The organism is Amycolatopsis dendrobii (assembly GCF_014145675.1).
Classification (GTDB): domain Bacteria; phylum Actinomycetota; class Actinomycetes; order Mycobacteriales; family Pseudonocardiaceae; genus Amycolatopsis; species Amycolatopsis dendrobii.
In genome coordinates, this window is record NZ_JACGZW010000009.1 from 231628 (window position 1) to 256333 (window position 24706).

At 67.8% G+C, this 24706-nt stretch carries 29 protein-coding genes; 18 read left to right on the top strand and 11 right to left on the bottom strand.

The window, feature by feature from the left end; translation table 11 throughout:
* Positions 1 to 112 precede the first annotated feature (112 nt).
* Positions 113 to 358 (top strand): helix-turn-helix domain-containing protein, encoded by a 246-nt coding sequence (locus H4281_RS26780; protein ID WP_182893683.1) that lies wholly within the window; start codon positions 113 to 115, stop codon positions 356 to 358.
* Here the strand turns inward: H4281_RS26780 and H4281_RS26785 are convergent.
* The 3 genes from H4281_RS26785 to dprE1 form a co-directional block, all read right to left on the bottom strand.
* Positions 355 to 987 carry a VC0807 family protein gene (locus tag H4281_RS26785; protein WP_182893684.1) on the bottom strand — a complete coding sequence of 211 codons (633 nt, stop codon included), beginning with the start codon at positions 985 to 987 and terminating at the stop codon, positions 355 to 357. The two genes, H4281_RS26780 and H4281_RS26785, sit on opposite strands and share 4 nt — an antisense overlap.
* A 92-nt stretch (positions 988 to 1079) precedes the next feature.
* The gene (dprE2, locus tag H4281_RS26790) at positions 1080 to 1835 is read right to left on the bottom strand and encodes a decaprenylphospho-beta-D-erythro-pentofuranosid-2-ulose 2-reductase (protein ID WP_182893685.1); all 756 of its coding nucleotides are present in this window, start codon (positions 1833 to 1835) and stop codon (positions 1080 to 1082) included.
* The gene (gene dprE1, locus H4281_RS26795; RefSeq protein WP_182893686.1) at positions 1832 to 3205 is read right to left on the bottom strand and encodes a decaprenylphosphoryl-beta-D-ribose oxidase; all 1374 of its coding nucleotides are present in this window, start codon (positions 3203 to 3205) and stop codon (positions 1832 to 1834) included. Before dprE1 ends, dprE2 begins: the two co-directional genes overlap by 4 nt.
* A 145-nt stretch (positions 3206 to 3350) precedes the next feature.
* Between dprE1 and H4281_RS26800 the strand changes: the two genes are divergently transcribed.
* From H4281_RS26800 to H4281_RS26810, 3 genes are all read left to right on the top strand, one after another.
* On the top strand, positions 3351 to 3818 hold the full coding sequence (locus tag H4281_RS26800; protein ID WP_182893687.1) for a GtrA family protein: 468 nt from the start codon (positions 3351 to 3353) through the stop codon (positions 3816 to 3818).
* Positions 3819 to 3823: 5 nt separating this feature from the next.
* Entirely contained in the window at positions 3824 to 5731 is a 1908-nt protein-coding gene (locus tag H4281_RS26805) for a glycosyltransferase (protein ID WP_182893688.1), read from the top strand.
* Between the two features lie 76 nt (positions 5732 to 5807).
* Positions 5808 to 6806 carry an acyl-CoA dehydrogenase family protein gene (locus tag H4281_RS26810; RefSeq protein WP_182893689.1) on the top strand — a complete coding sequence of 333 codons (999 nt, stop codon included), beginning with the start codon at positions 5808 to 5810 and terminating at the stop codon, positions 6804 to 6806.
* Here the strand turns inward: H4281_RS26810 and H4281_RS26815 are convergent.
* On the bottom strand, positions 6803 to 7045 hold the full coding sequence (locus H4281_RS26815; protein WP_043838003.1) for a hypothetical protein: 243 nt from the start codon (positions 7043 to 7045) through the stop codon (positions 6803 to 6805). The two genes, H4281_RS26810 and H4281_RS26815, sit on opposite strands and share 4 nt — an antisense overlap.
* A 165-nt stretch (positions 7046 to 7210) precedes the next feature.
* On the opposite strand from H4281_RS26815, the gene H4281_RS26820 reads away from it, so the two are divergent.
* From H4281_RS26820 to H4281_RS26830, 3 genes are read left to right on the top strand one after another with little or no spacing between them, the layout of a single operon-like run.
* Positions 7211 to 7978, top strand: coding sequence for an ESX secretion-associated protein EspG (locus H4281_RS26820; protein ID WP_182893690.1), 768 nt, complete (start codon positions 7211 to 7213; stop codon positions 7976 to 7978).
* Between the two features lie 32 nt (positions 7979 to 8010).
* The gene (locus tag H4281_RS26825) at positions 8011 to 8430 is read left to right on the top strand and encodes a hypothetical protein (protein ID WP_067578681.1); all 420 of its coding nucleotides are present in this window, start codon (positions 8011 to 8013) and stop codon (positions 8428 to 8430) included.
* Positions 8427 to 9614, top strand: a complete 1188-nt coding sequence (locus H4281_RS26830) for a hypothetical protein (protein WP_182893691.1) — start codon at positions 8427 to 8429, stop codon at positions 9612 to 9614. The genes H4281_RS26825 and H4281_RS26830 overlap by 4 nt, the downstream gene beginning before the upstream one ends.
* Positions 9615 to 9669: 55 nt before the next feature.
* On the opposite strand, the gene H4281_RS26835 is transcribed toward H4281_RS26830, so the two are convergent.
* The 4 genes from H4281_RS26835 to wzm all read right to left on the bottom strand — a co-directional run bounded on the left by H4281_RS26835 (position 9670) and on the right by wzm (position 13503).
* Positions 9670 to 10740 (bottom strand): toll/interleukin-1 receptor domain-containing protein, encoded by a 1071-nt coding sequence (locus H4281_RS26835; RefSeq protein ID WP_182893692.1) that lies wholly within the window; start codon positions 10738 to 10740, stop codon positions 9670 to 9672.
* Positions 10741 to 10822: 82 nt separating this feature from the next.
* Entirely contained in the window at positions 10823 to 11731 is a 909-nt protein-coding gene (gene glfT1, locus H4281_RS26840) for a galactofuranosyltransferase GlfT1 (RefSeq protein ID WP_182893693.1), read from the bottom strand.
* A complete protein-coding gene (gene wzt, locus H4281_RS26845) occupies positions 11731 to 12546 on the bottom strand; it encodes a galactan export ABC transporter ATP-binding subunit Wzt/RfbE (RefSeq protein WP_037369048.1) in 816 nt (271 codons plus the stop codon). The genes glfT1 and wzt overlap by 1 nt, the downstream gene beginning before the upstream one ends.
* Before the next feature lie 3 nt (positions 12547 to 12549).
* On the bottom strand, positions 12550 to 13503 hold the full coding sequence (wzm, locus tag H4281_RS26850; RefSeq protein ID WP_134664093.1) for a galactan export ABC transporter permease subunit Wzm/RfbD: 954 nt from the start codon (positions 13501 to 13503) through the stop codon (positions 12550 to 12552).
* Between the two features lie 155 nt (positions 13504 to 13658).
* On the opposite strand from wzm, the gene H4281_RS26855 reads away from it, so the two are divergent.
* From H4281_RS26855 to H4281_RS26880, 6 genes are read left to right on the top strand one after another with little or no spacing between them, the layout of a single operon-like run.
* Entirely contained in the window at positions 13659 to 14288 is a 630-nt protein-coding gene (locus H4281_RS26855; protein ID WP_182893932.1) for a hypothetical protein, read from the top strand.
* Between the two features lie 31 nt (positions 14289 to 14319).
* Positions 14320 to 14763: a hypothetical protein gene (locus tag H4281_RS26860; protein WP_182893694.1), complete on the top strand. Its 444-nt coding sequence runs from the start codon at positions 14320 to 14322 to the stop codon at positions 14761 to 14763.
* A complete protein-coding gene (locus H4281_RS26865) occupies positions 14760 to 15221 on the top strand; it encodes a GNAT family N-acetyltransferase (protein ID WP_182893695.1) in 462 nt (153 codons plus the stop codon). Before H4281_RS26860 ends, H4281_RS26865 begins: the two co-directional genes overlap by 4 nt.
* A 23-nt stretch (positions 15222 to 15244) precedes the next feature.
* The gene (gene pseI, locus H4281_RS26870) at positions 15245 to 16294 is read left to right on the top strand and encodes a pseudaminic acid synthase (RefSeq protein ID WP_182893696.1); all 1050 of its coding nucleotides are present in this window, start codon (positions 15245 to 15247) and stop codon (positions 16292 to 16294) included.
* A 10-nt stretch (positions 16295 to 16304) separates the two neighbouring features.
* Positions 16305 to 16718 carry a DUF4345 domain-containing protein gene (locus H4281_RS26875; protein ID WP_182893697.1) on the top strand — a complete coding sequence of 138 codons (414 nt, stop codon included), beginning with the start codon at positions 16305 to 16307 and terminating at the stop codon, positions 16716 to 16718.
* A 55-nt stretch (positions 16719 to 16773) separates the two neighbouring features.
* Positions 16774 to 17163 carry a hypothetical protein gene (locus tag H4281_RS26880; RefSeq protein WP_182893698.1) on the top strand — a complete coding sequence of 130 codons (390 nt, stop codon included), beginning with the start codon at positions 16774 to 16776 and terminating at the stop codon, positions 17161 to 17163.
* Positions 17164 to 17180: 17 nt separating this feature from the next.
* Here H4281_RS26880 and H4281_RS26885 read toward each other — a convergent pair whose 3' ends face one another.
* Both H4281_RS26885 and pseB read right to left on the bottom strand, forming a co-directional pair.
* Entirely contained in the window at positions 17181 to 18317 is a 1137-nt protein-coding gene (locus H4281_RS26885; RefSeq protein WP_182893699.1) for a DegT/DnrJ/EryC1/StrS family aminotransferase, read from the bottom strand.
* Positions 18310 to 19293 carry a UDP-N-acetylglucosamine 4,6-dehydratase (inverting) gene (pseB, locus tag H4281_RS26890; RefSeq protein ID WP_182893700.1) on the bottom strand — a complete coding sequence of 328 codons (984 nt, stop codon included), beginning with the start codon at positions 19291 to 19293 and terminating at the stop codon, positions 18310 to 18312. Before pseB ends, H4281_RS26885 begins: the two co-directional genes overlap by 8 nt.
* Before the next feature lie 63 nt (positions 19294 to 19356).
* On the opposite strand from pseB, the gene H4281_RS26895 reads away from it, so the two are divergent.
* Genes H4281_RS26895 through H4281_RS26910 form a run of 4 tightly spaced genes read left to right on the top strand, consistent with a single transcriptional unit; the run spans position 19357 to position 22814 of the window.
* Positions 19357 to 20094 carry a cytidylyltransferase domain-containing protein gene (locus tag H4281_RS26895; protein ID WP_246412346.1) on the top strand — a complete coding sequence of 246 codons (738 nt, stop codon included), beginning with the start codon at positions 19357 to 19359 and terminating at the stop codon, positions 20092 to 20094.
* Positions 20091 to 21065 carry a spore coat protein gene (locus H4281_RS26900; RefSeq protein ID WP_182893702.1) on the top strand — a complete coding sequence of 325 codons (975 nt, stop codon included), beginning with the start codon at positions 20091 to 20093 and terminating at the stop codon, positions 21063 to 21065. The genes H4281_RS26895 and H4281_RS26900 overlap by 4 nt, the downstream gene beginning before the upstream one ends.
* A 36-nt stretch (positions 21066 to 21101) precedes the next feature.
* On the top strand, positions 21102 to 21614 hold the full coding sequence (locus tag H4281_RS26905) for an SMI1/KNR4 family protein (RefSeq protein ID WP_182893703.1): 513 nt from the start codon (positions 21102 to 21104) through the stop codon (positions 21612 to 21614).
* Positions 21615 to 21668: 54 nt separating this feature from the next.
* On the top strand, positions 21669 to 22814 hold the full coding sequence (locus H4281_RS26910; RefSeq protein ID WP_182893704.1) for an epoxide hydrolase family protein: 1146 nt from the start codon (positions 21669 to 21671) through the stop codon (positions 22812 to 22814).
* Here the strand turns inward: H4281_RS26910 and H4281_RS26915 are convergent.
* Positions 22811 to 23389 carry a bacterial proteasome activator family protein gene (locus tag H4281_RS26915; RefSeq protein WP_182893705.1) on the bottom strand — a complete coding sequence of 193 codons (579 nt, stop codon included), beginning with the start codon at positions 23387 to 23389 and terminating at the stop codon, positions 22811 to 22813. The genes H4281_RS26910 and H4281_RS26915 overlap by 4 nt on opposite strands.
* A gap of 100 nt (positions 23390 to 23489) precedes the next feature.
* Between H4281_RS26915 and H4281_RS26920 the strand changes: the two genes are divergently transcribed.
* The gene (locus tag H4281_RS26920; protein ID WP_182893706.1) at positions 23490 to 24689 is read left to right on the top strand and encodes a cysteine desulfurase-like protein; all 1200 of its coding nucleotides are present in this window, start codon (positions 23490 to 23492) and stop codon (positions 24687 to 24689) included.
* Positions 24690 to 24706 lie beyond the last annotated feature (17 nt).

Genomic DNA, 24706 nt, shown 5'->3' on the forward strand with positions numbered 1-24706 from the left:
GTAGCAATTTCGGAAACGCCGCCTCCAGCTAGACGCAGACGCTATAGGCATTCATGCTCTGATCATTCCTGCTCTGGCCTTGGCGGCGGTAGACGTGTGTGATTAACCGACGATGGCCAAGCCTCCGCTCTCCGCCGCGACTCGCACCATTGGCGAGCGCGTGCGCGAATTCCGCAACGACGCGGGGCTGAGCCAGGAACAGCTGGCCGAACTGGCCGGCGTGCACTGGACGTTTGTGAGCCAGGTCGAACGCGGGCTGCGCAACATCAACCTGCACAACCTGCTCAAATTCGCCGAAGGTCTCGGCGTGAATCCGGCCCGGCTGGTGGACGGGCTGCACCCGCCGTCCGGCGACTAGTCCACTGTGGACGGACGCAGCACCTGACCGAACGTGCCTTCCCGGAGCAGCAGAATCTGCGTGATCACCTGCAGTCCGACGAAGAACGCGATCGACAGCCCCGCATCGAGCGCGGGAACGTCGTCGACCGGCAGCGTGTACGCCATCCCGATGCTGAGTCCACTGTGGACCAGACTGCCGACGCCCCACGCCACGGTCAGCGTCCGCCACGTCCGGCGGAACGACGGACGGGCCTCCCACGCCGAGTCCAGCCGGGAGCCGCGGCCGGGCAACAGCGCGCGGGCCGCCTGGTAAGTCGTCGGGTACTGGCCGACGACCAGGCTCGCGAGCAGCCAGACTCCCGCCAGCGTGCTGAACCAGGCTCCGCGCACCAGCATCAGCCGGGCGTCGCCGGTCATCAGCGTGGTGGCCAGGCCGACCGCAAGGAACATCAGGACGAGCAGGCCGATCCCGTCCACGCGACGCCGGGTGACCAGCGTGTACAGCACGCGCAGCGCGGGCGGCAGACCGCTCAGCAACAGTGCCCACACCGGCGGGACGTCGAAGGCGCGGAGCAGGTAATAGCCGCCGACTGGTGCGCCGAGATCGATCAGCAGCGCGGCCAGCGAAGAGCGGAATTCGTTCCCCATGCCCTGAGTTTCGGCGCGGCGGGCACCTCAGGACATCGTCGAGCCGGTCAGCCCGGCATCCACCGTTCGGTGGAGGCCAGGCCGGGACAACGTCAGACCGGGAGCTTGCGGAAGATCGGCCGCGGCACGTGCCGCAGGATCGACATCACCAGCCGGAACTCCGACGGCGACCACACGAGCTCCTTGCCCTTGCGCGCCGCCTCGACCGCGACGTCGGCGACCTGCTCGGCGGTCCTGGTCAGCGGAGCGTCCTTCATCCCGGCGGTCATCTTGGTCTTGACCTGGCCCGACCGGACCACCGTCACCTGCACGCCGTGTGGCGCGAGCGCCTCGCCGAGACCGAGGTAGAAGCCGTCGAAACCGGCCTTGGTCGAGCCGTACACGAAGTTCGACCGGCGGACCCGCTCGCCCGCCACCGACGACAGCGCGATGATCTTGCCGTGGCCCTGGGTCTTGAGCTTCTCCGACAGCGCCACGCCGACCGACACCGCGGCGGTGTAGTTGACCGTCGCCAGCTCGACCGCCTTGCCGTGGTCCTGCCACAGCTCCTCGGCCTCGCCGAGCAGGCCGAACGCGACCACCGTGACGTCGATGTCGCCGCCGGCGAACGCCTCGTCCAGCACCTTCGGGTGGGACGCGAGGTCCTTGGCGTCAAAGGCCACAGTGGACACTTCGGCGCCGCGATCCTTCAGGCGCTGCGCGGCTTCCTCCAGCCGCGGCGAAGGACGAGCGGCCAGCACGACCCGCAGCGGCTTCTCCGCGAGGTACTTCTCCGCGATCGCCAGCGCGATGTCGGACGTGCCGCCGAGCAGCAGCAGGGACTGGGGGTTACCGACCGCGTCGATCACAGTGCGAGCCTCCGGCTCATGTCAGAGGCGAAAACGCCTTCGGGGTCAACGGAAGCGCGCACCTTGCGCCACTCCTCCAGCCGCGGGTACATCCGCGCGAACGTCTCGGGCGAGGTGCGCGAGTCCTTCGCGGTGTAGAGGCGGCCGTTCGCGTCAAGGACCATCTCGTCCATTTCCTCGCAGAACCGGCTGAGCCCGTTCTTGATCGGGAAATCGACACTCAGCATCCAGCCCGGCGCCGGCCAGGACATCGGAGCCGGGTTCGCGTCGCCCATGCGCTTGAACACGTTCAGGAACGAGTAGTGCCCGGACCGCGAGATGGCCCGGCAGATGCCCTTGAGCTGGTCTTCCGCGCCGAACGGCACGGAGAACTGGTACTGCAGGAAACCCTTGCTGCCATACGCGCGGTTCCACTCGCTCAGCATGTCGAGGGGGTGGTAGAACTGCGTGAGGTTCTGGATCTTGCCGCGCGCGCCCTTCTTGGGCACGGTCTTCTGCCACAGCTCGTTGATCAAGCCGAAGGTGAGCTTGTTGCCGAGTCCGTTGGGGAACACGTCCGGCAGCGTCAGCAGCTGCGGCGCGTCGAACTTCAACGGGTTGCTGCGCAGCTTCGGCGGCAGCTGGTCGAGCTTCGCGAGCGAACCGCGCGAGAACGTGGCACGGCCAAGGCGGCTGTCGGACGAGATCAAGTCCGGCACCGACATCGAGTAGTCGTAGTTGAGGTCCGAACCATCGGTGAAGAGCCCGAGGGTCTCGTCGAGGTTCGAGGTGCGGTCGGCGTCCACGTAGAAGTACGCCGTTTCCGTCTTCTTCATCCGGATCGTCGCGCGGACGATGATCCCGGTCAGCCCGATTCCCGCCACCGTCGCCCAGAACAGCTCCGAATCCGGGCCCTCCGGGGTGAGCGTGCGCACGGATCCGTCGGCGGTGAGCAGGTCCATCGACACGACGTGGTTGCCGAAGCTGCCCGCCGAGTGGTGGTTCTTGCCGTGGATGTCGTTGGCGATCGCGCCGCCGATGGTCACCTGGCGGGTGCCCGGCAGGACCGGGACCCACAGGCCGTACGGCAGCGCCTCGCGCATCAGCTTGTCGAGGCTCACGCCCGCGTCGAGGTCGACGAGGCCGGAGTCCGGGTCGATCGAGTGGATGCGGTCCAGCACGGTCATGTCGACGACCAGGCCGCCCGCGTTCTGCGCCGGGTCGCCGTAGGAGCGGCCGAGCCCGCGAGCGATGACCCCGCGCGGGCCTGCGGAGGCGACGGCGCGGGCGATCGCGTCGACGTCGCGGGTGCTCAGCACGTCGGCGACGGTCCCGGCGGTGCGGCCCCAGCCGGTGAGCGTGCGGCGCTGTGTCTCGGGTGCTTGGGTCACGCGGACCAGGGTAGCCACGCCGAACACCGCCCGGAACGTGACCCTGAAGTGCTCGCTTCTACACTTTGCGCATCAAGGCACAAGCGTCCGAGCGTCGAAGTGGGTAATACGGACACTGACGCAATAGGCCGAGAAGGTATTCCAAGTGGTGGCTACAGAACCGCAGAGTGACCAAGCGCAGCCGGCTCCCGCGGGACCCGGTCTGCTGGGCCAGCTGATCCGGTTCGGCGTGATCGGCGGCTTCTGCGCCCTGCTCGACCTGGGCACGTACTCGCTGCTGCGAGCGGTCGGCATGGACGCCACCCCCTGGGTGGACATCGCGCGCGCGATCAGTTTCGTCGTGGGCACGACGACCGCGTTCTTCCTGAACCGGCGCTTCACGTTCGCCGACGGGCGGCGCGACGGGAACGCCCAGGTCGGCAGCTTCGTTCTGCTGTATGCCGTCACCTTCTTCGTCGCTGTCGGCGTGAACCAGCTCATGCTGCACGTGCTGCCGGAGTCGGGGTGGAAGGCCACGCTGGCCTGGGTGGTGTCCCAGGCAACGGCGACTGTGATCAATTTCGTGATGCTCAAGTGGGTCGTGTTCCGTGTACGGCCGGTAAAGGAGAACTGAGTTCGATGCCCGGTAAAGCAGCCCCGGTCGCGGAGGCGGCCCCCGCAGGCCAGACGCGGTTCGCCGAACACGCCCCCGAAGGCAGGCTCACGGCCCAGCGCGGGCTGTACGCCGGGCCGGCTCCGATCGTCAGCAAGGACATGTACGCCGAGGTCGTGCAGGGCAACGCCCAGCGCGAGCGCGGCAGCGTGGTGCTCGAGCCGTCCGCGAAGGTCACCGGCAACACCTACTTCGGCCGCTTCCCGGCGAGCTACTGGCAGCGCTGGACCACCGCGACCGAGGTGAAGCTGGAAGCCGTCGTCACCGGCGACGGGCTGCTGTCGCTCGGCGCGTCCGACATGCTCGGCGACCCGCGCGTGGTCGACGCCCAGCAGGTGTCCGCCGCGAAGGGCGCCAAGGTCGAGCTGACCGGCAAGCTGGACAAGTTCTACGACGGCGGCGCGCTGTGGCTCGACCTCGAGACCGAGGGCGGCCAGACGCTGCGGGTCGAGCAGGTCCGCTGGACCGTCGACGCGCCGGAGACGATCCGCCCGACCGCGGTCACCATCTGCACGATGAACCGCGCCGACGACTGCCTGAAGAACCTCCAGGCGCTCGCCGCGGACGTGTCCTCGCTCGACACCCTCGACGCCATTTACGTCGCGGACCAGGGCACCGACCTGGTCGAGTCGCGCGAAGGCTTCGAGCAGGTCGCGAAGGACCTCGGCGAGAAGCTGCACTACATCAAGCAGCCGAACCTCGGCGGCGCCGGCGGCTTCACCCGCGGCCTGTACGAGGTGGCCGGGCACACCGCCACCGAGCACGCGAACGTGCTGTTCATGGACGACGACGTGCTGCTCGAGCCGGACCTCGTCGTGCGCGTGACGGCCTTCTCCAACCGCTCGGCCAACCCGATCATCGTCGGCGGCCAGATGCTGAACCTGCTGCACCCGAACCAGTTGCACGTCGGTGCCGAGTACGCCCGGCTGAACACGCTGGAGCCGGGTCAGCCGGTGCAGCACTCGCTGTCCACCGCGGACCTGCTCGGCGTCGACGAGGAGGGCAACCCGAACCGTCAGGAGCGCCGCCTCGACGCCGGGTACAACGGCTGGTGGTCGTGCCTGATCCCGTACGAGGTCGTCAAGGCCATCGGCTACCCGCTGCCGTTCTTCTTCCAGTGGGACGACGCGGAGTACTCCTACCGGGCCCGCGAATACGGCTTCCCCACGGTGACCCTTCCCGGCGCGGGCGTGTGGCACGCGGACTTCCACTGGAAGGACTGGGACGAGTGGCACCGGTACTTCAACCTGCGCAACTCGATCATCACCGCGGCACTGCACTCGCCGTTCAACCTGAACCTGCTCTCCCGCGTGCTGATGGCGCAGCTGGTGCGCTACCTGCTCGGCATGCAGTACGGCCTGTCCGCGACGCTGATCAAGGCGGTCGAGGACTTCCTGGAGGGCCCGGAAATCCTGCGCGACGGCGGCGTCGAGGCGATGAAGGAGATCCGCCGGATCCGCGACGCGTACCCGGAGACCAAGCGGCACAAGGCCACTGACGTGCCGGGCATCGCGTCCAACGACATCGGCATCATCAACAGCGCGCCGCGGCCGAGCATGCAGCGGCTCGTGCTGATCAAGCGCATCCTCGACAAGGTGCTCGGCCGCAGCCGCTTCGGGCTCGGCGCGGTGCCGATCGACGAGGCGCACTGGTGGCACATCGCGCTGTTCGACACCGCCGTGGTCACCGACGCGTCGCAGGAAGGCGTGCGCGTGCGCAGCTACGACAAGGTCAAGATGTTCGACCTCGCCAAGCGCGGCGCGAAGGTGATCAACCGGCTGCGCAAGGAAGGCGCCGGCGTACAGGAGCAGTACAAGCGCGCGATGCCGGAACTCACCTCGCGGGAGAACTGGAAGCGGCTGTACGAGCTGTGATCGCCTGAGCTGGTCCGAAAAGGGCGTCTCGCGTTCGGCGAGACGCCCTTTTTGTCTTTTTGGGTAGCTTGGTTTCATGGCCGACCTGGTTTCCCGCGCGCGGGCTCTCGCCGACGATCTGTTGTTTCCGGCGGCAGCCGAGGTGGACCGGCTGGGGGTGGTGCCGCGCTCGCATTTCGACGCGCTCGCCGAGGAGGGTTTCTACGGTCTCGCCGCGCCGGATTCCGGGGTCGACCTCGATCAGCTGGTCGGGGTGCTCGAAGCACTGGCCGGCGGGTGCCTGAGCACCGCGTTCACCTGGCTGCAGCACCACGGTCTCGTCGCCGGGCTGGCCGCGACGGACCGGGAAGACCTGCGCGAGCGCTATCTGCCGGATTTGATCAGCGGACGGCTTCGCGCGGGCGTCGCGTACGCGGGAGTGATTCCGACGCCGCCGAAGGTGCGGGTCCAGCGTGTTGACGGCGGTTATCGGTTCGACGGCGAAGCGCCGTTCGTGAGCGGTTGGGACGCGATTGACCTGCTGCAGTTGTCCGGCCGAGACGGCGACACGGTGGTCAACGCCCTGGTGTCGCCGATAGTCGGGCACAGCTTGGTCGCCGAGCCGCTGACGCTGTTGGCCGCGCAAGGAACCGCGACCGTGCGGCTGAAGCTCGACAACCACTTCATTCCGGACGAATCGGTTTTCGCCCAGGTCAGCTACGACAAATTCGTGGCGGGCAATACGTTTGCCGCGCGGCTCAACGGATGCGCGCCGCTTGGCCTCGCCGAGCGCTGCGCCTGCTTGATCGAAGCGGCAGGCGAGGAGGAAACGGCGACGGCGCTGCGGTCCGAGCAGGACGAAATCCGCCGCCGGCTCAACGCGGGTCTCGCCGATCCGGCCACGCTCCCCGCGGCCCGTGCGGCCGGAGCCGATCTGGCGTACCGGTCGGCAGGCGCGCTCGCCGCGGCGACGGGCAGTCGCGCGGTGCTGGCCGGGGCGCACGCCGGCCGGTTGGTGCGCGAGGCGACGTTCCTGCTCGTGGCCGCGAGCAGACCGGAGATCCGCGCCGGACTGCTCGCCCTCGCCCGTCGCTAAACGGACAGGCCGAATTTGCCCTTTCGGCTCAGATCGTCCACATAAGCGGCGGCGACGTGGACGAAATTTACCGAAACAGTGTTGCCGTCGCGGGTTTCGAGCGAGTGGACGCCACCGTGTTTCAGGAGGTCGGGGAGCTTTTCCTGAACGGTCGAGGAACTGTCGGCGGTGAGCGGGAAGATCAGCGGCTCGCCGCCCGCTGAGAGGTGCAGGACCAGTGCTGGTTTGGGATCTGCCATGAATCCATGGCAGCAGCGGGTGATCATCGGCGGCAAGAGCGGTTCGCCGACAGCGGATCCGCTCACAGCGGAAGCGGATCTCGCGGCGGCCCCGGAGCCGATGGCCGCGACGGTGCGGAGTGGACTACGGTTTCGCCGGGGAGAGACCGGATTTAGGGGTGGGTCGTGCCGTACACGTTGACGCTGTCACCGGCAGCGGTGGATCTCCTGCTGGCCGAACTCGGACTCGGCCGCGCGCCAGTGCCGTTCGTGGTGCCGCACATCGGCATCACCGGCGAGGAACGCGCCGCGGTGCGCGACGCCGTCTTCCGCGACCTCGACGGACGCGGCCTGCTGCGGCGCGGGACCGTCGACGACGACGTCCAGATCGCGCTCGCCACGTTCGCCCGGCCCGGCCTCGCGGTGTCCGCGGCGGCGAAGCTCGGCGACGAGCAGTTGTTCGCGCGCGTGGCGTCCAATGGCCAGTTCGCGGTGCTCGTCTGCCAGCGGGACGGGATGTTCACCTTCGAGGAGGTCCGCCCGACCGGCATCGTTCCGGCGATCGTCGACCTGCTGCCGCTCACGCCCGCCGCGCCGGGGCAGTCGGTGACTGTCGCGCGTCCGTCGAAGCAGCCGGTCCGAGGCGACGCGTACGACCCGTTCGCCGGGGTCAGCGGCCCGCGCACGCACAATCCGCAACTGCGGTCCGTCCAGCGGATCTTCGAGAAGCCGCGGCTGGCGGTCGGCCAGTTCACGCCGTACGTGGGCGACGGCAGCGGCCACGAGAAGGCATTGCCGTCGCTCGTGTGGTTCGACACCGAACTCGGCCGCTACCTGCTCAGCACGCGCGATTCCAGCGACGGCAACCGCTGGCTCACCTACGCCCCGGCCGACAATGCCCGTCTGGCCCAACAACTGTTCACCCAGCTTGAAGGCTATTCGGCAAACGCCTGACCGGAGCGGCTCGCGTCGGTAAACTCCGGCGCATGAGCACTGATCCGCTGGCGGCAGGCGGGCTGAACGCCAAGGGCATCGCCGAAGCCGCGGCCGAAACGCACAAGCTGGCCGGCACCGCGAAAGCCGGCGGGTTCAGCATCGACGGCGACGCACTCGGTGACCTGCGCAAGGCGCTCACCGACATGGTCACGCGCCTCGAACGGCTCAAGCCGCAGACGCAGGCGCTGACGACCGCGCCGAAGCTCGGCAGCCATCCCTACGGGCACACCGTGGCCGAACACGACCGCAAGAGCGGAGCCGACGCTCCCGGATCGGCCCTCGACGTGCTGGACCAGTTCGGCCGGATCCTCAAAGAGGCCGACGAGGCCCTCGCGCGGGCCGGCGGGGTCTACACCGAGAACGAGAGCCAGGCCATCGACTCCCACCGCACCGTGAAGGGCACCGAATGAGCACGCCGCAGCCGGGGCTCGCGCCGTCGGACGCCGACTACCTCGGGCACCCGCACCAGCAGCTGAAGTCGTATGTCGAGACGAACCTCGACGTGGAGCAGGTTTCCTCGGTGTCGCACGCGTACACCGAGGTGCAGAAGGCATTCGAGGACTTCGCGACTCAACTGGGCGAGGCCGTGAAGAAGGCCGCACACGCGTGGAGCGGCGAGGCCGCGGCCGGTGCGCAGGCGTATTTCGTGAGCCTCGCGGAATGGGCCGAGGCGAACGGCCAGAACGCGAAGCTGGCCGCGCAGATCGTCGAGGAACAGGCGTCCGCCGCGCAGACGGCGAAGCACTCGATGCCGGACGCGGTCCCGTTCGACTGGTCCGAGGAATTCGACAAATGGTCGCACGCGAGCCCGCTCGAAATGAGCAATGAGATCGACGCGACGCTGAAGAAGCAGCAGGACAGCCGTTCCGCGCACGAGCAGGCCGCGGAGACGATGTCGAAGTACGACGCTTCGCTGCACGAGACGGGGTCGAAGCAGCCGACTTTCGCGCATCCGCCGAAGTTCGGCGTCGCCGCAGGTGGCGGTGCCGCAGTGGCGATGCCGACTGGCCCTTCGCACCACGATGCTGCACCGGCTCCCGCTCCTGCCCCGGCTCCCGCTCCGGCTCCCGCCGTGGCTGACGCTGGCGCGGCCTCCGCGGGCGCTGCTGCCGGTGGCGGCGGCGCGACGGCCGGGCACGCGAGCACACCGACTGTGAGCGGCCCGAGCCAGTTCACCGGCGCCGTGCACCAGCAGATGCCGGACCCCAGCACGACGGCGGCGGGCACCGCACCGGCCGCGGCGCAGGCCGCCCCGAGCGGCGGCAGCGGCGGCGCATCCGGCGCGGGCATGGGTGCCATGCCCATGGGCGGCATGCCGATGGGCGGTGGCGGCGGAGGTTTCGGTGCCGACGAAGAACACGAAACAAAGGTCGGCCGCGGCGGCGGTGCCGGTTCGTTCGGCCCCGGCGACGGAGCAGGCGCGGCGGACGTCGCGGCTGGGGGCATGGGCGGCGCCCCGGCCCGCCCGGGCATGGGCTTCGGAGCCCGCCCGTACGACGACGGCAACGACCAGCCCGCGTTCGTGATGGAGATCGAGGACGACGAGGTCTTCGGCAGCGGACATCGGTCCGCGCCGCCGGTCATCGGGGAGTAGCGTTGGTAGTCCGTTGTGGACGGTGGGTTAGCGCATCGTCCACAACGGGCTTTCGCTAGTCCGCGATGGCGACCCAGCTCTGCATCATCCGGAGCGCGCTGTTCAGCGACTTGACCCCCTCCCGAAAACCACGCATCGAGTTTCGCAATGATGCGCTCATCTCTTCCAGCGGTTTCATCTGCGCTAGAAAAGCGTTCGAGGATTCTTCTGCGCCACTCAGCGGCTCAGTGACCAAAGATATGGACTTGAGGTATTTGCGCTCATTTTCGAGCTGGTCATACAGGTCGTTGTCCTCGAGTTCAGTGCTGCGGGAGCGCAAGATCTGGTCGGTCTTGAGGGTTGTCGTCTCCAGTTTCCGTGCCTGATTCCGGAAGTCATTGCCGAACGGCAGCAGTTCGGAAGCTGTCTCCATAAGCACCCGCCTGGTCTCGGCGGGAGACCTTTCGGTGAGTAATTGAACGGAAGTGGTCAAAACGGTGGGGAGCGGGGCGAGGGCGTTCTTCATGCCCAAAATTGTCTGATCAATTTCTTTGGCGAAGAGGCCGAGGGCTTCGCTGACCTCCGCTGCTCCGACCCCGGCGGAGGGAAGAGGCGACGTGGCGGAAGGTGACTGCTCGACGATAGTGACAGCCTCGACCAGTTGCTCGGCCAGAGCGATCATCGTTCTGCGCCAGGTCGCCGACCGGGAGCCGTCAGTCCAGGTTTCTTTCAGGTCTTTGTACTGTCGTTCGGCGATGATCCGGGACGCTACGTCGGTGCTCTCGGTGGATAGATAAGAATGGCCGAGCAGGACGACCGGGAGGACCAGGCCGGTGGCGCGAACGCGGACCGCCTCATTGTAGAAAGCCAGCAGTTCCTCGCGGCAGGAAGGTCGCTCGAAATACTGCCGGGTGACGATCGGCATGAAGATCGCGGCACTCTCGATGCCCTGCCGGATCCCGTCCCTCCAGTCCTCACCCCAGCCGATCGTCTCGCGATCGACGAAGATCTCCAGGACCCTCCCTTGATCAGCTAAGGCAAGGTGCCTCAGGGACTTCGTGAATGGCTCGATAAAATCGAGCACGACGTCGTCAGCATGTGCGTAGCTGAGAAAAACCCGAATGGGAGGATCGGCCGGTCCTGTCATTCGCGAAAAATAATCCGCGACCGCGTCCGGGCACAACAAGCCTGGGTTTTTGTCCAGGTGTTGTCAAGTGGGCGAAGCCCGGTCAGTACCGGTAAAACTTCTCCGCCCGACCCTGCCGCACCAGTTTCAGCCACTGCACGAACGCCTTCGGATCCCGCTTCACGCCCACGAAATACAGGCCGAAGCGCAGCACCTCCAGCGCACCGATCTTCCGCATTCCCGGCTGCGACAGCAAATACCCGCGGTTGCGATAGGTGTAATACCGCTTGACCTCGTTCTCCGGGTCCTGCGCGTGGAATTTCCCGCCCAGCATCGGCTTGAACTCGTCCGAGCCGTCGGGGTGCAGGTAGGTCGTGCGCAGCGACGTGCCGAACGGCAGGCCGGACCGCACCAGGCGGCGGTGCAATTCGACCTCGTCGCCGCGGAAGAACAGACGCAGGTCCGGCACGCCAGTGACGTCCAAAGTGGACGCGCGGAACAACGCGCCGTTCATCAACGACGCGATGCCCGGCAGGAAATCCGTGCCCAGCTCGGCCGACGAGCGCTTCCAGGTGAGGCCGCGGCGCAGCGGGAACGCCAGTTTCGCCGGGGCGTCGATGTTCGCCACCACCGGGGAAATCTCGGCGAGACCGCGCTTTTCGGCTTCCTCCAGCAGGATCTCGAGCACGTGCTCGTCCGCGGGACGGCCGTCGTCGTCGGCGAGCCAGACCCAGTCCGCTCCGAGGGACAGGGCGTGCAGCATGCCGAGCGCGAAACCGCCCGCGCCGCCGAGGTTCCGGTGCGACGGGAGGTACGTGTACGGCAGCGGGTAGGCCTCCACGACGTCCCGCGCGGACTTGTCCGGGCCGTTGTCGACCACCACGAGGTGGTCGACCGGCCGGGTCTGGGCGGCGATGATCTTCAGCGAGTCCGCGAGCAGCTCGCGCCGGTGCCGCGTGACCACCACGCCGACGACGGCGCCCTCGGGCAGCTCTCGCGTCTCGCCGGTCATCATTCCCCGCCGTTCGTCGTGGTCGCGGGCTCGATGCCGAGGCGCTCGAGACCTTCCTGGCTCATGTTCTCGAACGGGTCGCGGCCCTTGTACTCGGTGAGCACCTCGCGCAGCGAACCCTGCTTCTTCAGATGTCCCTCGTCCATCCAGATCGCCGAATCGCACAGCTCGAAGAGGAACTCGTCGGAGTGGCTCGCGAACACCAGGATGCCGGACCGTTTGACCAGGTCCTTGAGCCGGTCGCGGGCCTTGTTGAGGAACGCCGCGTCGACCGCGCCGATGCCCTCGTCGAGGATCAGGATCTCCGGGTCGATCGAGGTCACCACGCCGAGCGCGAGACGCACCCGCATGCCGGTGGAGTACGTCCGCAGCGGCATCTGCAGGTAGTCGCCGAGTTCGGTGAACTCCGCGATGTCGTCGACCCGCTTCTCCATTTCCTTGGCGCTCATGCCGAGGAACAGACCGCGGATGATGATGTTCTCCTCGCCGGAGATCTCCGGGTCCATGCCGATGCCGAGGTCGAACACCGGGGCGATCTTGCCGACGATCCGCGAGGACCCGCGGGTCGGCTCGTAAATCCCGGCGAGCAGCCGCAGCAGCGTGGACTTGCCCGCGCCGTTGTGCCCGACGAGACCGACCCGGTCGCCCTCGCGGAGGCTGACCGACACGTCGTGCAGCGCCTCGATGATCGGCACCTTCTGCTCGGTGCCGATCTTGCCGCCGACCTTGCCGAGCACGCGCTTTTTCATCGAACGCGTCTTCGCGTCGAAAATCGGGAAGTCCACGTACGCGTTGTGGACGTCAATGCTGACCATCTGTCACACCCAATACGAGACGCGAGACCGGTAATTGCGCATGGCGACGAGCGCGAGCGCCCATCCGACGACGGTGATGCCGCCGACCACGACCCAGCTGGTCCAGCTCACCGCCTGTCCGATGAGCGGCGACCGCACCACCTGCATGTAGTGGTAAAGCGGGTTCAGCTTGATGATCGGCAGCGCCCACGACGCGCCGTCCCGCGCACCGCCGGACAGCAGCTGGTCGACCGGCCAGACGATCGGGGTGCCGTAGAACATCAGCTGGATCAGCGAGTTGATCAGCTGCGGGATGTCGCGGAACCGGGTCGAGATGATGCCGAGCAGCAGCGCCGCCCAGCCCGCGGTGAGCGCGAGCAGCACGAACCCGGGAATGGCGAGGAAAATGTTCCAGCTCAGGCCCGGATGGCAGTACTTGTCGGGCGTGCACACGCCGTCTTTCGATCCCAGCGAGTACGGGGAATCGAGCGCTGAGAAGAAAATGATCAGCAGCACGACGTAGACGATCATGTTGTGCGCCAGCAGCAGCGTCTGCCGCCAGATCGTGCGCAGCACGTACACGCTCAACGGCGCGGGGACCTGTTTGATCAGCCCCTCGTTCGCGATGAACGTCTCCATGCCTTCGGTGAGGCAGCCCTGGATGAAGCCCCAGATGATGAAGCCGGTGGAGAGGTAGGGCAGGAACACCTCGATCGGCGTCCGGAACAGCTGCGAGTACAGCAGGCCGAGGCCGAGCGCGATGACACCCTGGCTGATGGTGATCCAGAACGGCCCGATGATGGACCGCCGGTACCGCTGCTTGATGTCCTGCCAGCCGAGATGGGTCCACAGCTCGCGGGAGGCCAAACCGGTCTTGATGTCGTCGATCGCACGCCCGAACGTCTTGCTGTCCGACGACGGTGGAACCGGAGTCGAGACATCGGGTTCGGCTGCGTGAACCGTGCTGGTGGCATGCACGTGGACGAGGGTACCGATGGGACGCACAGGCCTCGGCTCGCCCCAGCCCGTCCGGTGGCGGCTACTGCGCGTACGTGAGCGATATGGACCGGGTCGCTCCTGGTGTCCTGGTAGTTTCTTCCCTTATGACTGCTGCTCTCGGTGCGGCGAGCCTCATGGTCGACCTCCTTTCGGCTTACGCGGACCGGCCGGACCCGCGTTCGGTCGCCGTGGTCGGCAACCAGCCGCTGCAGCCGGATCCGGCCCGGGCCAAGGCGGTCGACGACTGCGACCTGGTCATTCGGGTGAACGGGTTCGTTATCGACGAACCGGACGGACCGGATATCACGGGCCGCAAGGTGCACACGGTCGTCTTCAACCGGGCGGTGCGCGCCACCCGGCACGTGTTCCGCGATTACCGCTCCCGGCTGTATCTGCTGGTCGAGCCAGGTCGCCTGCACTGGGAACCGGAGGCGCTGCCCGGCTGGTGGCCCTCGGATCTCGGGTTCGTCCCGGTGTCGAACCGCGAGGTCGTGCTGCCCCTGTCGGACGCGCTCGGCCTGCCGACGCGCACCGAACCCACCTGGTCGACCACGGGTACGCTCGCGGCCTGGATCGCCCGTACCTCGTTCCCCGAGGCGCAGCTGGTGCTGACCGGCTTCTCGTTCATCGACAACCCGGAGCAGACCTCGTGGGAGCACGCTGCCGGCGACTCGTGCATCGTGGGGCCGGAGCACCAGATCGCCGCCGAGGGCAGGCTGCTGGAGTCGTGGACCCGCACCGGCACTACCACTTTGCTCCGCTGAAGCCCAGGCACTCGTCGAAGGAACTCCCGTCATGCCCTTCATGAAGTTCAGAAATCTGTTCGGCTCCCGGATCGCCCGGACCGTCGATTACCGCATCGAAGAGCGCACGCGCGGTGTGCTCCAGGACTTCGAGGCCCGCATCGACGAGCTTGAGCACTGCACGGTCGATCATCGGCGCCGTCTCGCCGAGGCCGACGAGAAGCTGGCCGCCGCACTCGGCGATCTCCAGTGGATCCGCGGCGAGCTGGACCGGATGATCCCGCACGTCGCCGCGCAGGAGGAGCAGCTCGAGACGCTCCGCGAGAAGCTCGCGATGACTCCGCGTGCGGACGACGCCGAGACCTACGAAGCACGTTCGCTCGTCGAGGAGATCCAGCGGCAGCACGCACAGATCCGCGTCCGGTTGGCCGGGATGGCCCGGTACGAGGAGCGGTTGAGCCGGCTCGAGAACGCGAAGCTCACGCCCGCGCAGTGACGTCCGTCCTCGCCCGCGACGCGACCGAGGACGACGCTGAGCTGCTGCTGGCTTGGCGCAACGACCCGGCGACCCGGCAGGCGTCGCGGTCCAGCGGCGTGATCGATCTGGACAGCCACCTGCGCTGGCTGCGCGGGGTGCTCGCGGCGCCCGGCCGGATCCTGCTTGTGCTGGAGGAGGCCGGGAAACCGGTGGGCACGGTGCGGTTCGACGACGAGGGCGGCCGCGAGTGGGAGGTCAGCATCACGCTGGCACCGGAAAGCCGCGGCCGCGGGTTGTCGCGGCCGGCGCTCGACGCGGGGGAACGGACCTTGGCGGCCCGGACGGACGCGATGGCCGTGCTGGCCGCGGTGCACGAGGAGAACGCGGCGTCGGCGGCGTTGTTCGAGCGGGCTGGTTATCTGGAGGTCGCGCCCCCCGCCGACGGCTTCCGCCGGCTGCGCAAGACTCTGCACTGAACCCCACCGGAAGGACGCCACCCATGTCCGAAGTGCGCATCGGCAAGCACCTGCTCGGCCCGGCGCGGCCGCCGTTCGTGATCGCGGAGATGTCCGGAAACCACAACGGCGACCTGGACCGCGCGCTGGCCATCGTGGACGCGATCGCCGACGCCGGCGCGCACGCGGTGAAACTGCAGACCTACCGTCCGGACACGATCACGGTCGACGTCGACGGCCCGGCATTCCGGATCGGCGACGGGCATTCCCTGTGGGGCGGGGAAAATCTGTACAAACTGTACGAAAAGGCGCACACGCCCTGGGAATGGCACGAACCGATCTTCGCTCGCGCTCGCGAACGCGGCCTGGAAGTTTTCTCCAGCCCGTTCGACCCGACGGCGGTGGAGCTGCTGGAATCGCTGGACGCACCGGCGTACAAGATCGCCTCCTCGGAGATCGTCGATCTGCCGCTGATCGAACTGTGTGCCCGCACCGGCAAGCCGTTGGTGATCTCGACCGGAATGGCGAACGTCGCGGAGATCGACGCGGCCGTGCGCACCGCTCGCGGGGTGGGCAACGACCAGTTGATCGTGCTCGGTTGCACGGCGAGCTACCCCGCGTCGCCGACGGAAAGCAACCTGCGGGGATTACCGCTGCTGGCCGGGCTCACCGGAACCCTGGTCGGATTGTCGGACCACACGCCGGGGCTCGGCGCACCAGTCGCCGCGGTTGCGCTGGGCGCGGTGGCGATCGAGAAGCACGTGACGCTCGCTCGTAGCGACGGCGGCGTGGACTCGGAATTCTCGTTGGAGCCAGCGGAATTGGCCGCGCTGGTCACGGAGACCCACCGCGCGTGGGAGGCACTCGGTTCGCCGGTGCTGGGGCCACGGGAAAGCGAGAAGGAGGGGCTTCGGCTCCGGCGTTCGCTGTACGTGGTGGAGGACGTCCGGGCCGGGGATCCCGTTACCGCGCGGAACGTTCGCTCCATCCGTCCTGCTGGCGGGCTCGCTCCGGGCGAGATCGTGAACGTGCTCGGCCGGACGTTCCGGGTCGATGCCGCCAAGGGGACCGCGCTGACTTGGGATTTGATCTAGTCTCGGGCGGATGGCAGGCGAGAAGTCCCGCAAGGCGTTGCTGGCCACCCTCGGTGTGCTCGGGGCGATTCCGGTCGCTTCCGGTCTGACCGGCATCCTCGGCGGTCCGGAACGTGCGCCCGGCGGTGCCGCCACGACGCCTAGCGTGGACAGCGAATACCGGTTCGTGAACACGTTCTGGACCGCGGCCGGGTTCGCGTTGTGGTGGTCGATCCTTCGGCCGGAGAAGCGGGCAGCGACTACCCGGCTTGTGTTGGGGACTGCCGCGGCGGGCGGGTTGCCGCGGCTTCTTTCGGCTCGGCGGACTGGGGCACCGCATCCGGTGTTTCGGGCTGCGACGGTGTTGGAACTGGCCGTAGTGCCGGGGGTGCTGTTGTGGCATGCCAAGGTGGTTCGGGACGGCCAAACAGCGACAGCTGATTGATGACCTACGCTCAGTTCGCTGTTGCATCTGCGGATCGACCTGCGATCTCACGCCTGTGAGGAATCAGGAATATCCAGAAATTTCTCGGCGTAAGAACGGCGATCGCCTGATCGGCATCGCAGGGCCGCTAGCCGATGATCTCTACAGCGCTGGTACACCGCCGGTGTGGGGCCTTGCCAAGAATCCGACGCCGGCTTCCCGGATCTCTGAGGTCAAGATCGGGGATCAGCTTCAGATACAGCGGCTTGGCAGTCGTTGGGTCGCGCAAGACGCCCAAGGTGTTGTGGGGAATCTCCGGTGGTTGCCTGGAGACGACGGTAAAACGGTTGTCGCTACCGGTGCCCGGATCCGGCTGCCGCTCAGCGGGACCTTTCATGTCCAGCGACTGCTGATCGATCCGAACGGGGTCGTCAAAGACATCGGTGGCTACGTCGAACCGAGCTAACGCCTTCTGATCCGTAGTCAGATGCCGAAGAACCCGCGCACCCCGTCGATCACCCGGTCCACATCGGCATCACTCAGCGACGGGAACAGCGGCAGCGAAAGCTCCTGCGCGTAGTAAGCCTCGGCATTCGGGCACAACCCGCGCCGATAGCCGAGATCCTCGAACACCGGATGCCAGTAAGCCGGGATGTAGTTCACCTGCACCCCGATCCCCAGCCCGCGCAAGTGGTCGAACAACGCGCGCCGACGGCCCTCCAGCACTCGCAGCGGGTACAGATGCCACACCGGATCCGCGCCCTCGCGGCGAGGCGGCGTCAGGACTCCCGAAACATCCGCGAGCGCCGCGTTGTACCGCGAGTGGATCTCCGCCCGCCGCAGTTTGAATTCGGCAAGCCGGTTGAGCTGGCTGCTCCCCAGCGCGCACAGGACGTCCGGCAGCCGGTAGTTCAGGCCGAATTCGTGCACTTCCTGGTGCCAAGCACCTTCGTCCGGATAACGCTGACGCGACTTGTCCCGAACCAGACCATGGTTGCGGAACGCTTGCGCGCGCTGCAACAGCTCCCCAGACCCAGTGACGACCGCGCCACCCTCAGCGGTGGTGAGGTTTTTGGTGGGAAAGAAGGAAAACGTGGTCAGATCGGCAAGAGAACCGACCGGTCGGCCCTGCCAGGAACCGCCGACGGAGTGTGCGGCGTCTTCCAGCAACAGAGCGTCAGCGTCGTGCGCGATCTTCGCCAAGGCGTCCAGTTCGGCGGGGTGTCCGGCGTAGTCGACAGCCGCGATCACCTTCGTGCGGGAAGTCACTGCGGCCGAGGCGGCGTCGACGGACAGATTGCCGGTATCTGGCTCGACGTCGGCGAACAACACCTTCGCGCCGTGCAATGCCGCAGCTGCCGCGGTGGCGACGAAGGTCATCGGCGAAGCCACGACCTCGTCGCCCGCACCGATTCCGGCCGCGGCATATGCGACGTGCAAGGCGGCAGTACCGGACGTGACGGCCACAGCGGGCGTGCCGCCGGTGTGTTCCGCGAGGTCAGCTTCGAACTTCGTGACCGCGGGCCCGGTGGTAAGCCAGTCCCCGCGCAGGACCGAGACGACGGCTTCGATGTCTTCTTCGCTGACGGACTGGCGGCCGTACGGCAGGAAGTCAGGCATATTGCTCGACCAGTTCGCGGAGTTCGTCGGCCTCGAGCCACAGGTCGTTGGTGTCCGAGCGGTACGCGAAACCTTCGGGCACCTGCTCACCGGCAGTGGGCGATTCGTAGCCCCAGCCGGCGAGGTGCGGCTGCACGACGTAGCGGTCGGTCAGCCGGAGCGTTCGCCGCGCGTCGTCCGGCGCGATCATTTCCTCGTGCAGTTTTTCGCCCGGCCGCACGCCGACCTCGTGCATCGGTGAACCCGGCGCGATCGCCTGCGCGAGGTCGACCAGCCGCATGCTCGGGATCCGCGGCACGTACAGCTCGCCGCCGGACATCTGGTCGAACGAGTCGACCACGAACTGCACGGCCTGCGGGAGCGTGATCCAGAACCGGGTCATCTCCTTGTGCGTGATCGGCAGCGATTCGCCCTGCTCGGCGAGCTTGCGGAAGAACGGGATGACGCTGCCGCGCGAACCCATCACGTTGCCATAGCGCACCACGGAGAACCGCGTCGGGTGGGCGGCCGCGTAGTGGTTGCCACTGATGAACATCCGGTCCGCGCACAGCTTCGTCGCGCCGTAGAGGTTGATCGGGCTGGACGCCTTGTCGGTCGAGAGCGCGACGACCTTCTTCACGCCGGTGTCGATCGCCGCCTCGATCACGTTCTGCGAACCCGTGACGTTCGTCTGGACGAACTCGAACGGGTTGTACTCGCCGGTGTCGACCTGCTTGAGCGCCGCGGCGTGCACCACGTAGTCGACGCCGTGCATGGCTCGTTCGAGGCGGCGGCGGTCGCGCACGTCGCCGATGAACCAGCGCAGCCGCGGGTCGTCGTTGAACAGTTGCCGGGCCTCGTACTGCTTCAGCTCGTCGCGGGAAAGCACCACGAGCCGGCTGGGGTTCAGCTCGGCCAGCGCGTAGGCGATGAACGCCTTGCCGAAGGAGCCGGTCCCGCCGGTGAGCAGGATGCTGGAACCATCCAGCTCGGACATCGATGACCTCCGCGATCGGGGTTCGTGGATCGGCGCGGGGCGCCGCAGGCCATCATGTCACCCATGCGTGCAGGCCCTGGCGTCAACGCCGTGATACAAGCCCGGTCGTCGTCCACCCGGCTGCCGGGGAAGGTGCTGCGGCTGCTCGCCGGGCGGAGCGTGCTGGGCTGGGTCGTCCGGGCAGCGGCGGCCGCTCCCGGTGTGGCCAAGGTAGTGGTCGCGACCTCGGACGATGCGTCTGACGACGCCGTCGCGGCCGAGGCGCGACGGTGCGGCGCGCACGTCGTCCGAGGGCCATTGGACGACGTGGTGGCCCGGTTCGGGCTCGCGCTGTCGGAACATCCGGCAGACGCAGTGATCCGTCTCACGGCTGACTGTCCGCTGCTTGATCCGGCGCTGATCGGCCGGCTGGTCGCCGTGTGGCAGGCCGAACCGTCGCTGGACTACGTCTCGACCACGCTCGTCCGCACCCTGCCGCGTGGCTTCGACGCGGAACTGGTTCGTGCGTCGGTACTGGCTGAGCAAGCGGCGACCGCGACCGGGGCGGACCGCGAGCACGTGACGTCCGCGATCTACCGGCAGCCCGACCGGTACTCGTGCACCGGCGTCGTGGTCAGCCCAGCCGCCGACGACCTGCGCGTCACTTTGGACACTGAGGAGGACTGGGAGCTGATCTCGGCACTCGTCGCGGAGCTTGGCGACGGGCCGGGCTCGTGGCGTTCGGTGGTGTCGCTGTTGCGGTCGCGGCCGGATTTGGTGGCGTTGAACGCGCACATCGAACAGAAGAAAGTCGGCCGGTGAAGCTGCTGCTCCGGGCGGACGCTTCGCCGACCATCGGGGCCGGGCACATTTCCCGGGTGGTGGCCTACGCCGAGCGTGCCGTCGCGCGGGGCTGGGACGTGCACTTCGCCGGCTGCACGACTAACGCGGAGTGGCTGGCCGCGCGATTCGACGAGCTGTCGGTGCCGCGTTTGCCGGTTTCTTCCTTTGCTGACTTGGTTTCTGGCTTTGACGCCGTGCTCGTGGATCATTATGGAATCGGCGACGTCCGTGCCGAGGCCAACGCCGCGGGCGCCCGGTTGGTGTCCATTGAGGACGACGTGTTCGGTCGTCGCCCAGCGGATGTGGTGGTGGATTCGGGCTTCGCGCCGGGTCCGCGTCCCGAGGACGGTTCGGGCTTGCTGCTGCGGGGCGTGGAGTACACGCCGCTTCGAGACGTCGTCCTGCGCGCGCGTTCTCGCCGGAGCACTTCCTCGCCGTTGCAGGTGACGGTAGTGCTGGGCGGTGGCGCGGAGTGGGCGTCGACGGTTTCGCTGTTGCTCCAGGCGCTTGCCGACACCGGGTTGCCATTCGCGGCGGACGCCTTGGTCCGCGGCACGCCGACCTTGCCGTCCACGGTGGAGGGCCAGGTGATCCGGGTAGCCGCGCCGCATGCCGGATTGCTGGACCTGCTCGCCGGGACGGATGTCGCGATCAGCGCGTCCGGGGTGACGTTCTTGGAGCTGTGCTGCCTCGGGGTGCCGACGGCTGCGGTGCAGCTGGTCGACAACCAGGCAGCCGGGTATCGGGCCGCGCTGGAGCGAGGACTGGCGCGCGGCTTGGGATCCGCGGACACGTTGGGGGCGCGGCTGCCGGAGGTGACGGAGACGTTGCGTCAGTTGTTGTCGGACGCTTCGCTGCGGTCACGGCTTGCGGCTGCTGGCCGGTCTGCTGTGGACGGCCGGGGAGTGGACCGGGTGCTGGACGCGTTGACGTCGGACTTTTCAAGATAGAGAACGACTCTGTGCTGGATTACGGGGAGGAAACACTTGCCTGACTACAAGAGGATCTTCAGCGGGGCCGACCCGGTCCCTCAGTTGATCGATTGGGCGAAGGTGGAGTCCGATCTAGGGATCTCGCTGCCGCCGGACTACCGGGAGTTCGCCGAGAACTACCCGGCGGTAAATATCGACGATTTCCTCAACATCATGCATCCGTGTTCGTCCCGGCCCGCGCTGAACCTGATCGAGCAGAGCCCGATAATCCGCGAGATGTGGTCTGCGCTGTGGGTGCGGGCCGAAGGTGACTTTCCGTATCCTATTTTCCCGGCCGACGGCGGACTGTTCCCCTGGGCGTACAACGACGAAAACGGCTTCTACTTCTGGAAGACCGGCGGTGCTCCATCGACCTGGACGGTGGTCGTCGTGGAGGCCTTGCAGTGGTGGGAACATCCCGGAGGATTCGGGGAATTCATCGCCGGCCTCACTGCTGGGGAGATAGCTTCCCCGGTGATCGAGTCGGAGATCTCCGGCCCTGATTACGAGGTCCGGCTGTTCGACTAGCAGCCGGGCCATTGAGGACGGTAACTGTCCTCGATCAACCCTAGCGTCGTGGGCATGACCGAGACCCCGTTCCGCATCCACATCCCGCAGTCCGACCTGGACGACCTCCACCGTCGCCTAGCCGACACCCGTTGGCCCGACCCTTTCGACGACCCGGCCTGGGACCTCGGCATTCCCGTACCCGAAGTCCAAGCCCTCGTCGACTACTGGCGCCTGGGCTTCGACTGGCGAGCGCAGGAAGAACGCCTCAACGGCTTCCCCCAGTTCACCACCACCATCGACGGTGCCAACATCCACTTCCTGCACCTCAAATCCGCCGAGCCGAACGCCGTTCCGCTTCTCCTCACCCACGGCTGGCCGGGCTCCATCGTCGAATTCCTTGACCTCATCGGCCCCCTCGCCGACCCCCGCGCGTACGGCGGCGACCCGGCCACCGCGTTCCACGTCGTGGTTCCCTCCGTGCCCGGGTTCGCCTTCTCCGGTCCGACGCCCGATCGCGGCTGGGGCCCGGCTCGGACGGCGCGTGCGTGGGCGGAGTTGATGACTCGACTCGGGTACGAGAACTTCGGCACGCACGGCGGCGACTGGGGGGCGTTGATCTCCCGCGAACTTTGCGTCCAATTCCCCGAGCGGATCATCGGCGCGCACGTGACGATGCTGCCCTCCGCGGTAGCGCGCGAAGAGGCGGACCTAGCGGGGCTCACCGGGGCTGAGCTGGCGAAAGGGCAGCGCTCGTTGGAGAAAGCCCGAGCCTTCCAGCGGACCGGAATCGGTTACGCGATGATCCAGTCCACCAAGCCGCAAACGCTTGCGTACGGTCTCACCGACTCCCCGGCCGGGCAGCTGGCCTGGATCGCCGAGAAGTTCCGGGCTTTCTCGAACACCGACCACGACCTGATCGACCGCGACGATCTGCTTGCCAATGTCTCGATCTACTGGTTCACCCGCACCGCCGCGTCGTCCTCGCGGATCTACGCCGACCAAGACGTGCAGTGGGGCGCGCCGCTGCCGAAGTCGACCGTGCCGACCGCTGTCGCGGTGTTTCCGGACGACATCGGGCTTCCGCTGCGGTCCCTGGCCGAGCGGACCGACCGGATCGTGCGGTGGACGGAGTTCCCGAGTGGCGGGCACTTCCCGGCGCTCGAAGAACCCGACCTGGTGATCGGGGATCTTCGAGCGTTCTTCTCCGCGGAGAGCTAGAGGTACTGCCCGGTTCCGGTGATGCCGTGCCCGTGGCCTTCGCCCGGCTGCCCGACCGAGCCGGACGAGCCCGCGGGCAGGCCCCGGCGCATCTGCTCCAGCTGCACCCGCGCCGCCATCTGCTGGGCGAACAGGGCGGTCTGGATGCCGTGGAACAGTCCTTCCAGCCAGCCGACCAGCTGGGCCTGCGCGATCCGCAGCTCGGCGTCCGAGGGGGTTTCGTCCTCGGTGAACGGGCGCACGAGGCGCTCCAGTTCTTCGCGCAACTCGGGGGCGAGGGCCGCTTCCAGTTCGCGCACCGACGTCTGGTGGATCTCGCGGACCCGGTTGCGGCTGGCGTCGTCCAGCGGTGCGGCGCGGACCTCCTCCAGCAGCTGCTTGATCATGGTGCCGATGCGCATCACCTTGGCCGGTTCCTCGACCAGGTCGCCGACGGACTCGTTCTCCTCGCCCTCGGGTACCGCCTGCGCGGTGCCGACCGGGACGCCGTCCGGCCCGACGACCACCACGCGCGGCGCGTCCGCGTCCCCGGCTGCGCCCGTTCCCCCGAAGTTCGGCTCGCTCATATGCTCCATCCCCGTCGGTCAGCGGTCCTGCCCCGAGCCTAGCGGCCGTTCGGGCAGTTCTGCCCAACCCCGCGGCAACCGCGAAACCGCACGTCCGTACGGTGTCCCCATGGCGTTCGACGTCGCTCGTATCCGTGGGCTCTTCCCCGCGCTTGGCGACGGCTGGATTCACTTCGACGGCGCCGCCGGAATGCTCGTGCCCGAACAGGTCGCTTCGGCCGTTTCGACAGCTATGCGGGCGCCGGTGTCCGGGCCGGGCGGAGCATTTCCGGCCTCCCAGCGGGCGGAAAGCATCGTCACCGCGGCCCGCCGGGCCGTGGCTGATCTGGTCGGGGCGGACCCGGCTGCCGTCGTGCTCGGGCCGAGTGCGCCGGTCCTGCTGCGCCGCCTCGTCGACGCGCTCGCCGAGCGGTGGACGATCGGCGACGAGATCGTCGTCTCGCGGCTCGACGAAGAGGCCAACATCGCGCCGTGGCGGCGCGCCGCGAAACGCGTCGGCGCGGTCGTGCGCTGGAGCGAGATCGACATCGAGACCTGCGAGCTGCCCGCGTGGCAGTACGAGACTCTCGTGTCCGCGCGGACGAAAGCGGTGTCGGTGACGCTGGCGTCCGGGTCCGTCGGGACCCGGCCGGACGTGCCGACGGTGATCGAATTCGCCAAGCGCGTCGGCGCGCTCGTGGTGGTCGACGCGACCTACGCCGCCCCGTTCGTGCCGCTTGACCTGCAAGAACTCGGTGCCGACGTCATGGTCGTCTCCGCTCCCTCATGGGGCGGACCGGCGGTCGGCGCGCTCGTGTTCCGCGAACCGGAGCTGCTGGAGCGCATCTCGTCGGTGTCGCTCGACCCGGCCGCCACCGGCCCCGCGCGGCTCGAACTCGGCCCGCACGCGTACCCGCTGCTGGCCGGTGTCGTCGCGTCCATCGACTACCTCGCCGGCCTCGACGACGCCGCCACCGGCTCGCGTCGGGAACGTCTCGTGACATCGCTCGGCTCGGCCAAGTCGTACCACGCCGGCCTGCTCGCGCAGCTGTCCACGGAACTGCGCTCGCTGCGGCACGTGATGGTAATCGGCGACGCGATGCGCCGGATCCCCGCGCTCGCGTTCGCCGTGGCAGGCGCGAAAGCGTCCCAGGTCGCCGAATACCTGGCGTCGCAAGGACTCTGCGCGTTCGCCGACGACGGCACTAGCGGCGTGTTCGCGTCGCTGGGCGTCGGCGAGGTCGGCGGAGCGGTGCGGATCGGGCTCGCGCACTACTCCAACGTGTTCGAGATCAACCAGCTGGTGCGGGTGCTCGAAGAACTGCGCTGAAGCGTCGTGAGTGGCAA

Bases quoted from the DNA above. Each gene is read 5' to 3' on its own strand.
- H4281_RS26860 (WP_182893694.1), top strand. From the start codon at position 14,320: ATGCCCTTCATGAAGTTCAGAAATCTGTTCGGCTCCCGGATCGCCCGG.
- H4281_RS26915 (WP_182893705.1), bottom strand. From the start codon at position 23,389: ATGGAGCATATGAGCGAGCCGAACTTCGGGGGAACGGGCGCAGCCGGG.
- H4281_RS26830 (WP_182893691.1), top strand. From the start codon at position 8,427: ATGAGCACGCCGCAGCCGGGGCTCGCGCCGTCGGACGCCGACTACCTC.
- H4281_RS26910 (WP_182893704.1), top strand. From the start codon at position 21,669: ATGACCGAGACCCCGTTCCGCATCCACATCCCGCAGTCCGACCTGGAC.
- H4281_RS26835 (WP_182893692.1), bottom strand. From the start codon at position 10,740: ATGACAGGACCGGCCGATCCTCCCATTCGGGTTTTTCTCAGCTACGCA.
- H4281_RS26875 (WP_182893697.1), top strand. From the start codon at position 16,305: ATGGCAGGCGAGAAGTCCCGCAAGGCGTTGCTGGCCACCCTCGGTGTG.
- H4281_RS26815 (WP_043838003.1), bottom strand. From the start codon at position 7,045: ATGGCAGATCCCAAACCAGCACTGGTCCTGCACCTCTCAGCGGGCGGC.
- H4281_RS26920 (WP_182893706.1), top strand. From the start codon at position 23,490: ATGGCGTTCGACGTCGCTCGTATCCGTGGGCTCTTCCCCGCGCTTGGC.
- H4281_RS26885 (WP_182893699.1), bottom strand. From the start codon at position 18,317: ATGCCTGACTTCCTGCCGTACGGCCGCCAGTCCGTCAGCGAAGAAGAC.
- H4281_RS26780 (WP_182893683.1), top strand. From the start codon at position 113: ATGGCCAAGCCTCCGCTCTCCGCCGCGACTCGCACCATTGGCGAGCGC.
- H4281_RS26825 (WP_067578681.1), top strand. From the start codon at position 8,011: ATGAGCACTGATCCGCTGGCGGCAGGCGGGCTGAACGCCAAGGGCATC.
- H4281_RS26810 (WP_182893689.1), top strand. From the start codon at position 5,808: ATGGCCGACCTGGTTTCCCGCGCGCGGGCTCTCGCCGACGATCTGTTG.
- wzt (WP_037369048.1), bottom strand. From the start codon at position 12,546: ATGGTCAGCATTGACGTCCACAACGCGTACGTGGACTTCCCGATTTTC.
- pseI (WP_182893696.1), top strand. From the start codon at position 15,245: ATGTCCGAAGTGCGCATCGGCAAGCACCTGCTCGGCCCGGCGCGGCCG.
- H4281_RS26895 (WP_246412346.1), top strand. From the start codon at position 19,357: ATGCGTGCAGGCCCTGGCGTCAACGCCGTGATACAAGCCCGGTCGTCG.
- H4281_RS26855 (WP_182893932.1), top strand. From the start codon at position 13,659: ATGGTCGACCTCCTTTCGGCTTACGCGGACCGGCCGGACCCGCGTTCG.
- pseB (WP_182893700.1), bottom strand. From the start codon at position 19,293: ATGTCCGAGCTGGATGGTTCCAGCATCCTGCTCACCGGCGGGACCGGC.
- H4281_RS26785 (WP_182893684.1), bottom strand. From the start codon at position 987: ATGGGGAACGAATTCCGCTCTTCGCTGGCCGCGCTGCTGATCGATCTC.
- glfT1 (WP_182893693.1), bottom strand. From the start codon at position 11,731: ATGACCGGCGAGACGCGAGAGCTGCCCGAGGGCGCCGTCGTCGGCGTG.
- H4281_RS26805 (WP_182893688.1), top strand. From the start codon at position 3,824: ATGCCCGGTAAAGCAGCCCCGGTCGCGGAGGCGGCCCCCGCAGGCCAG.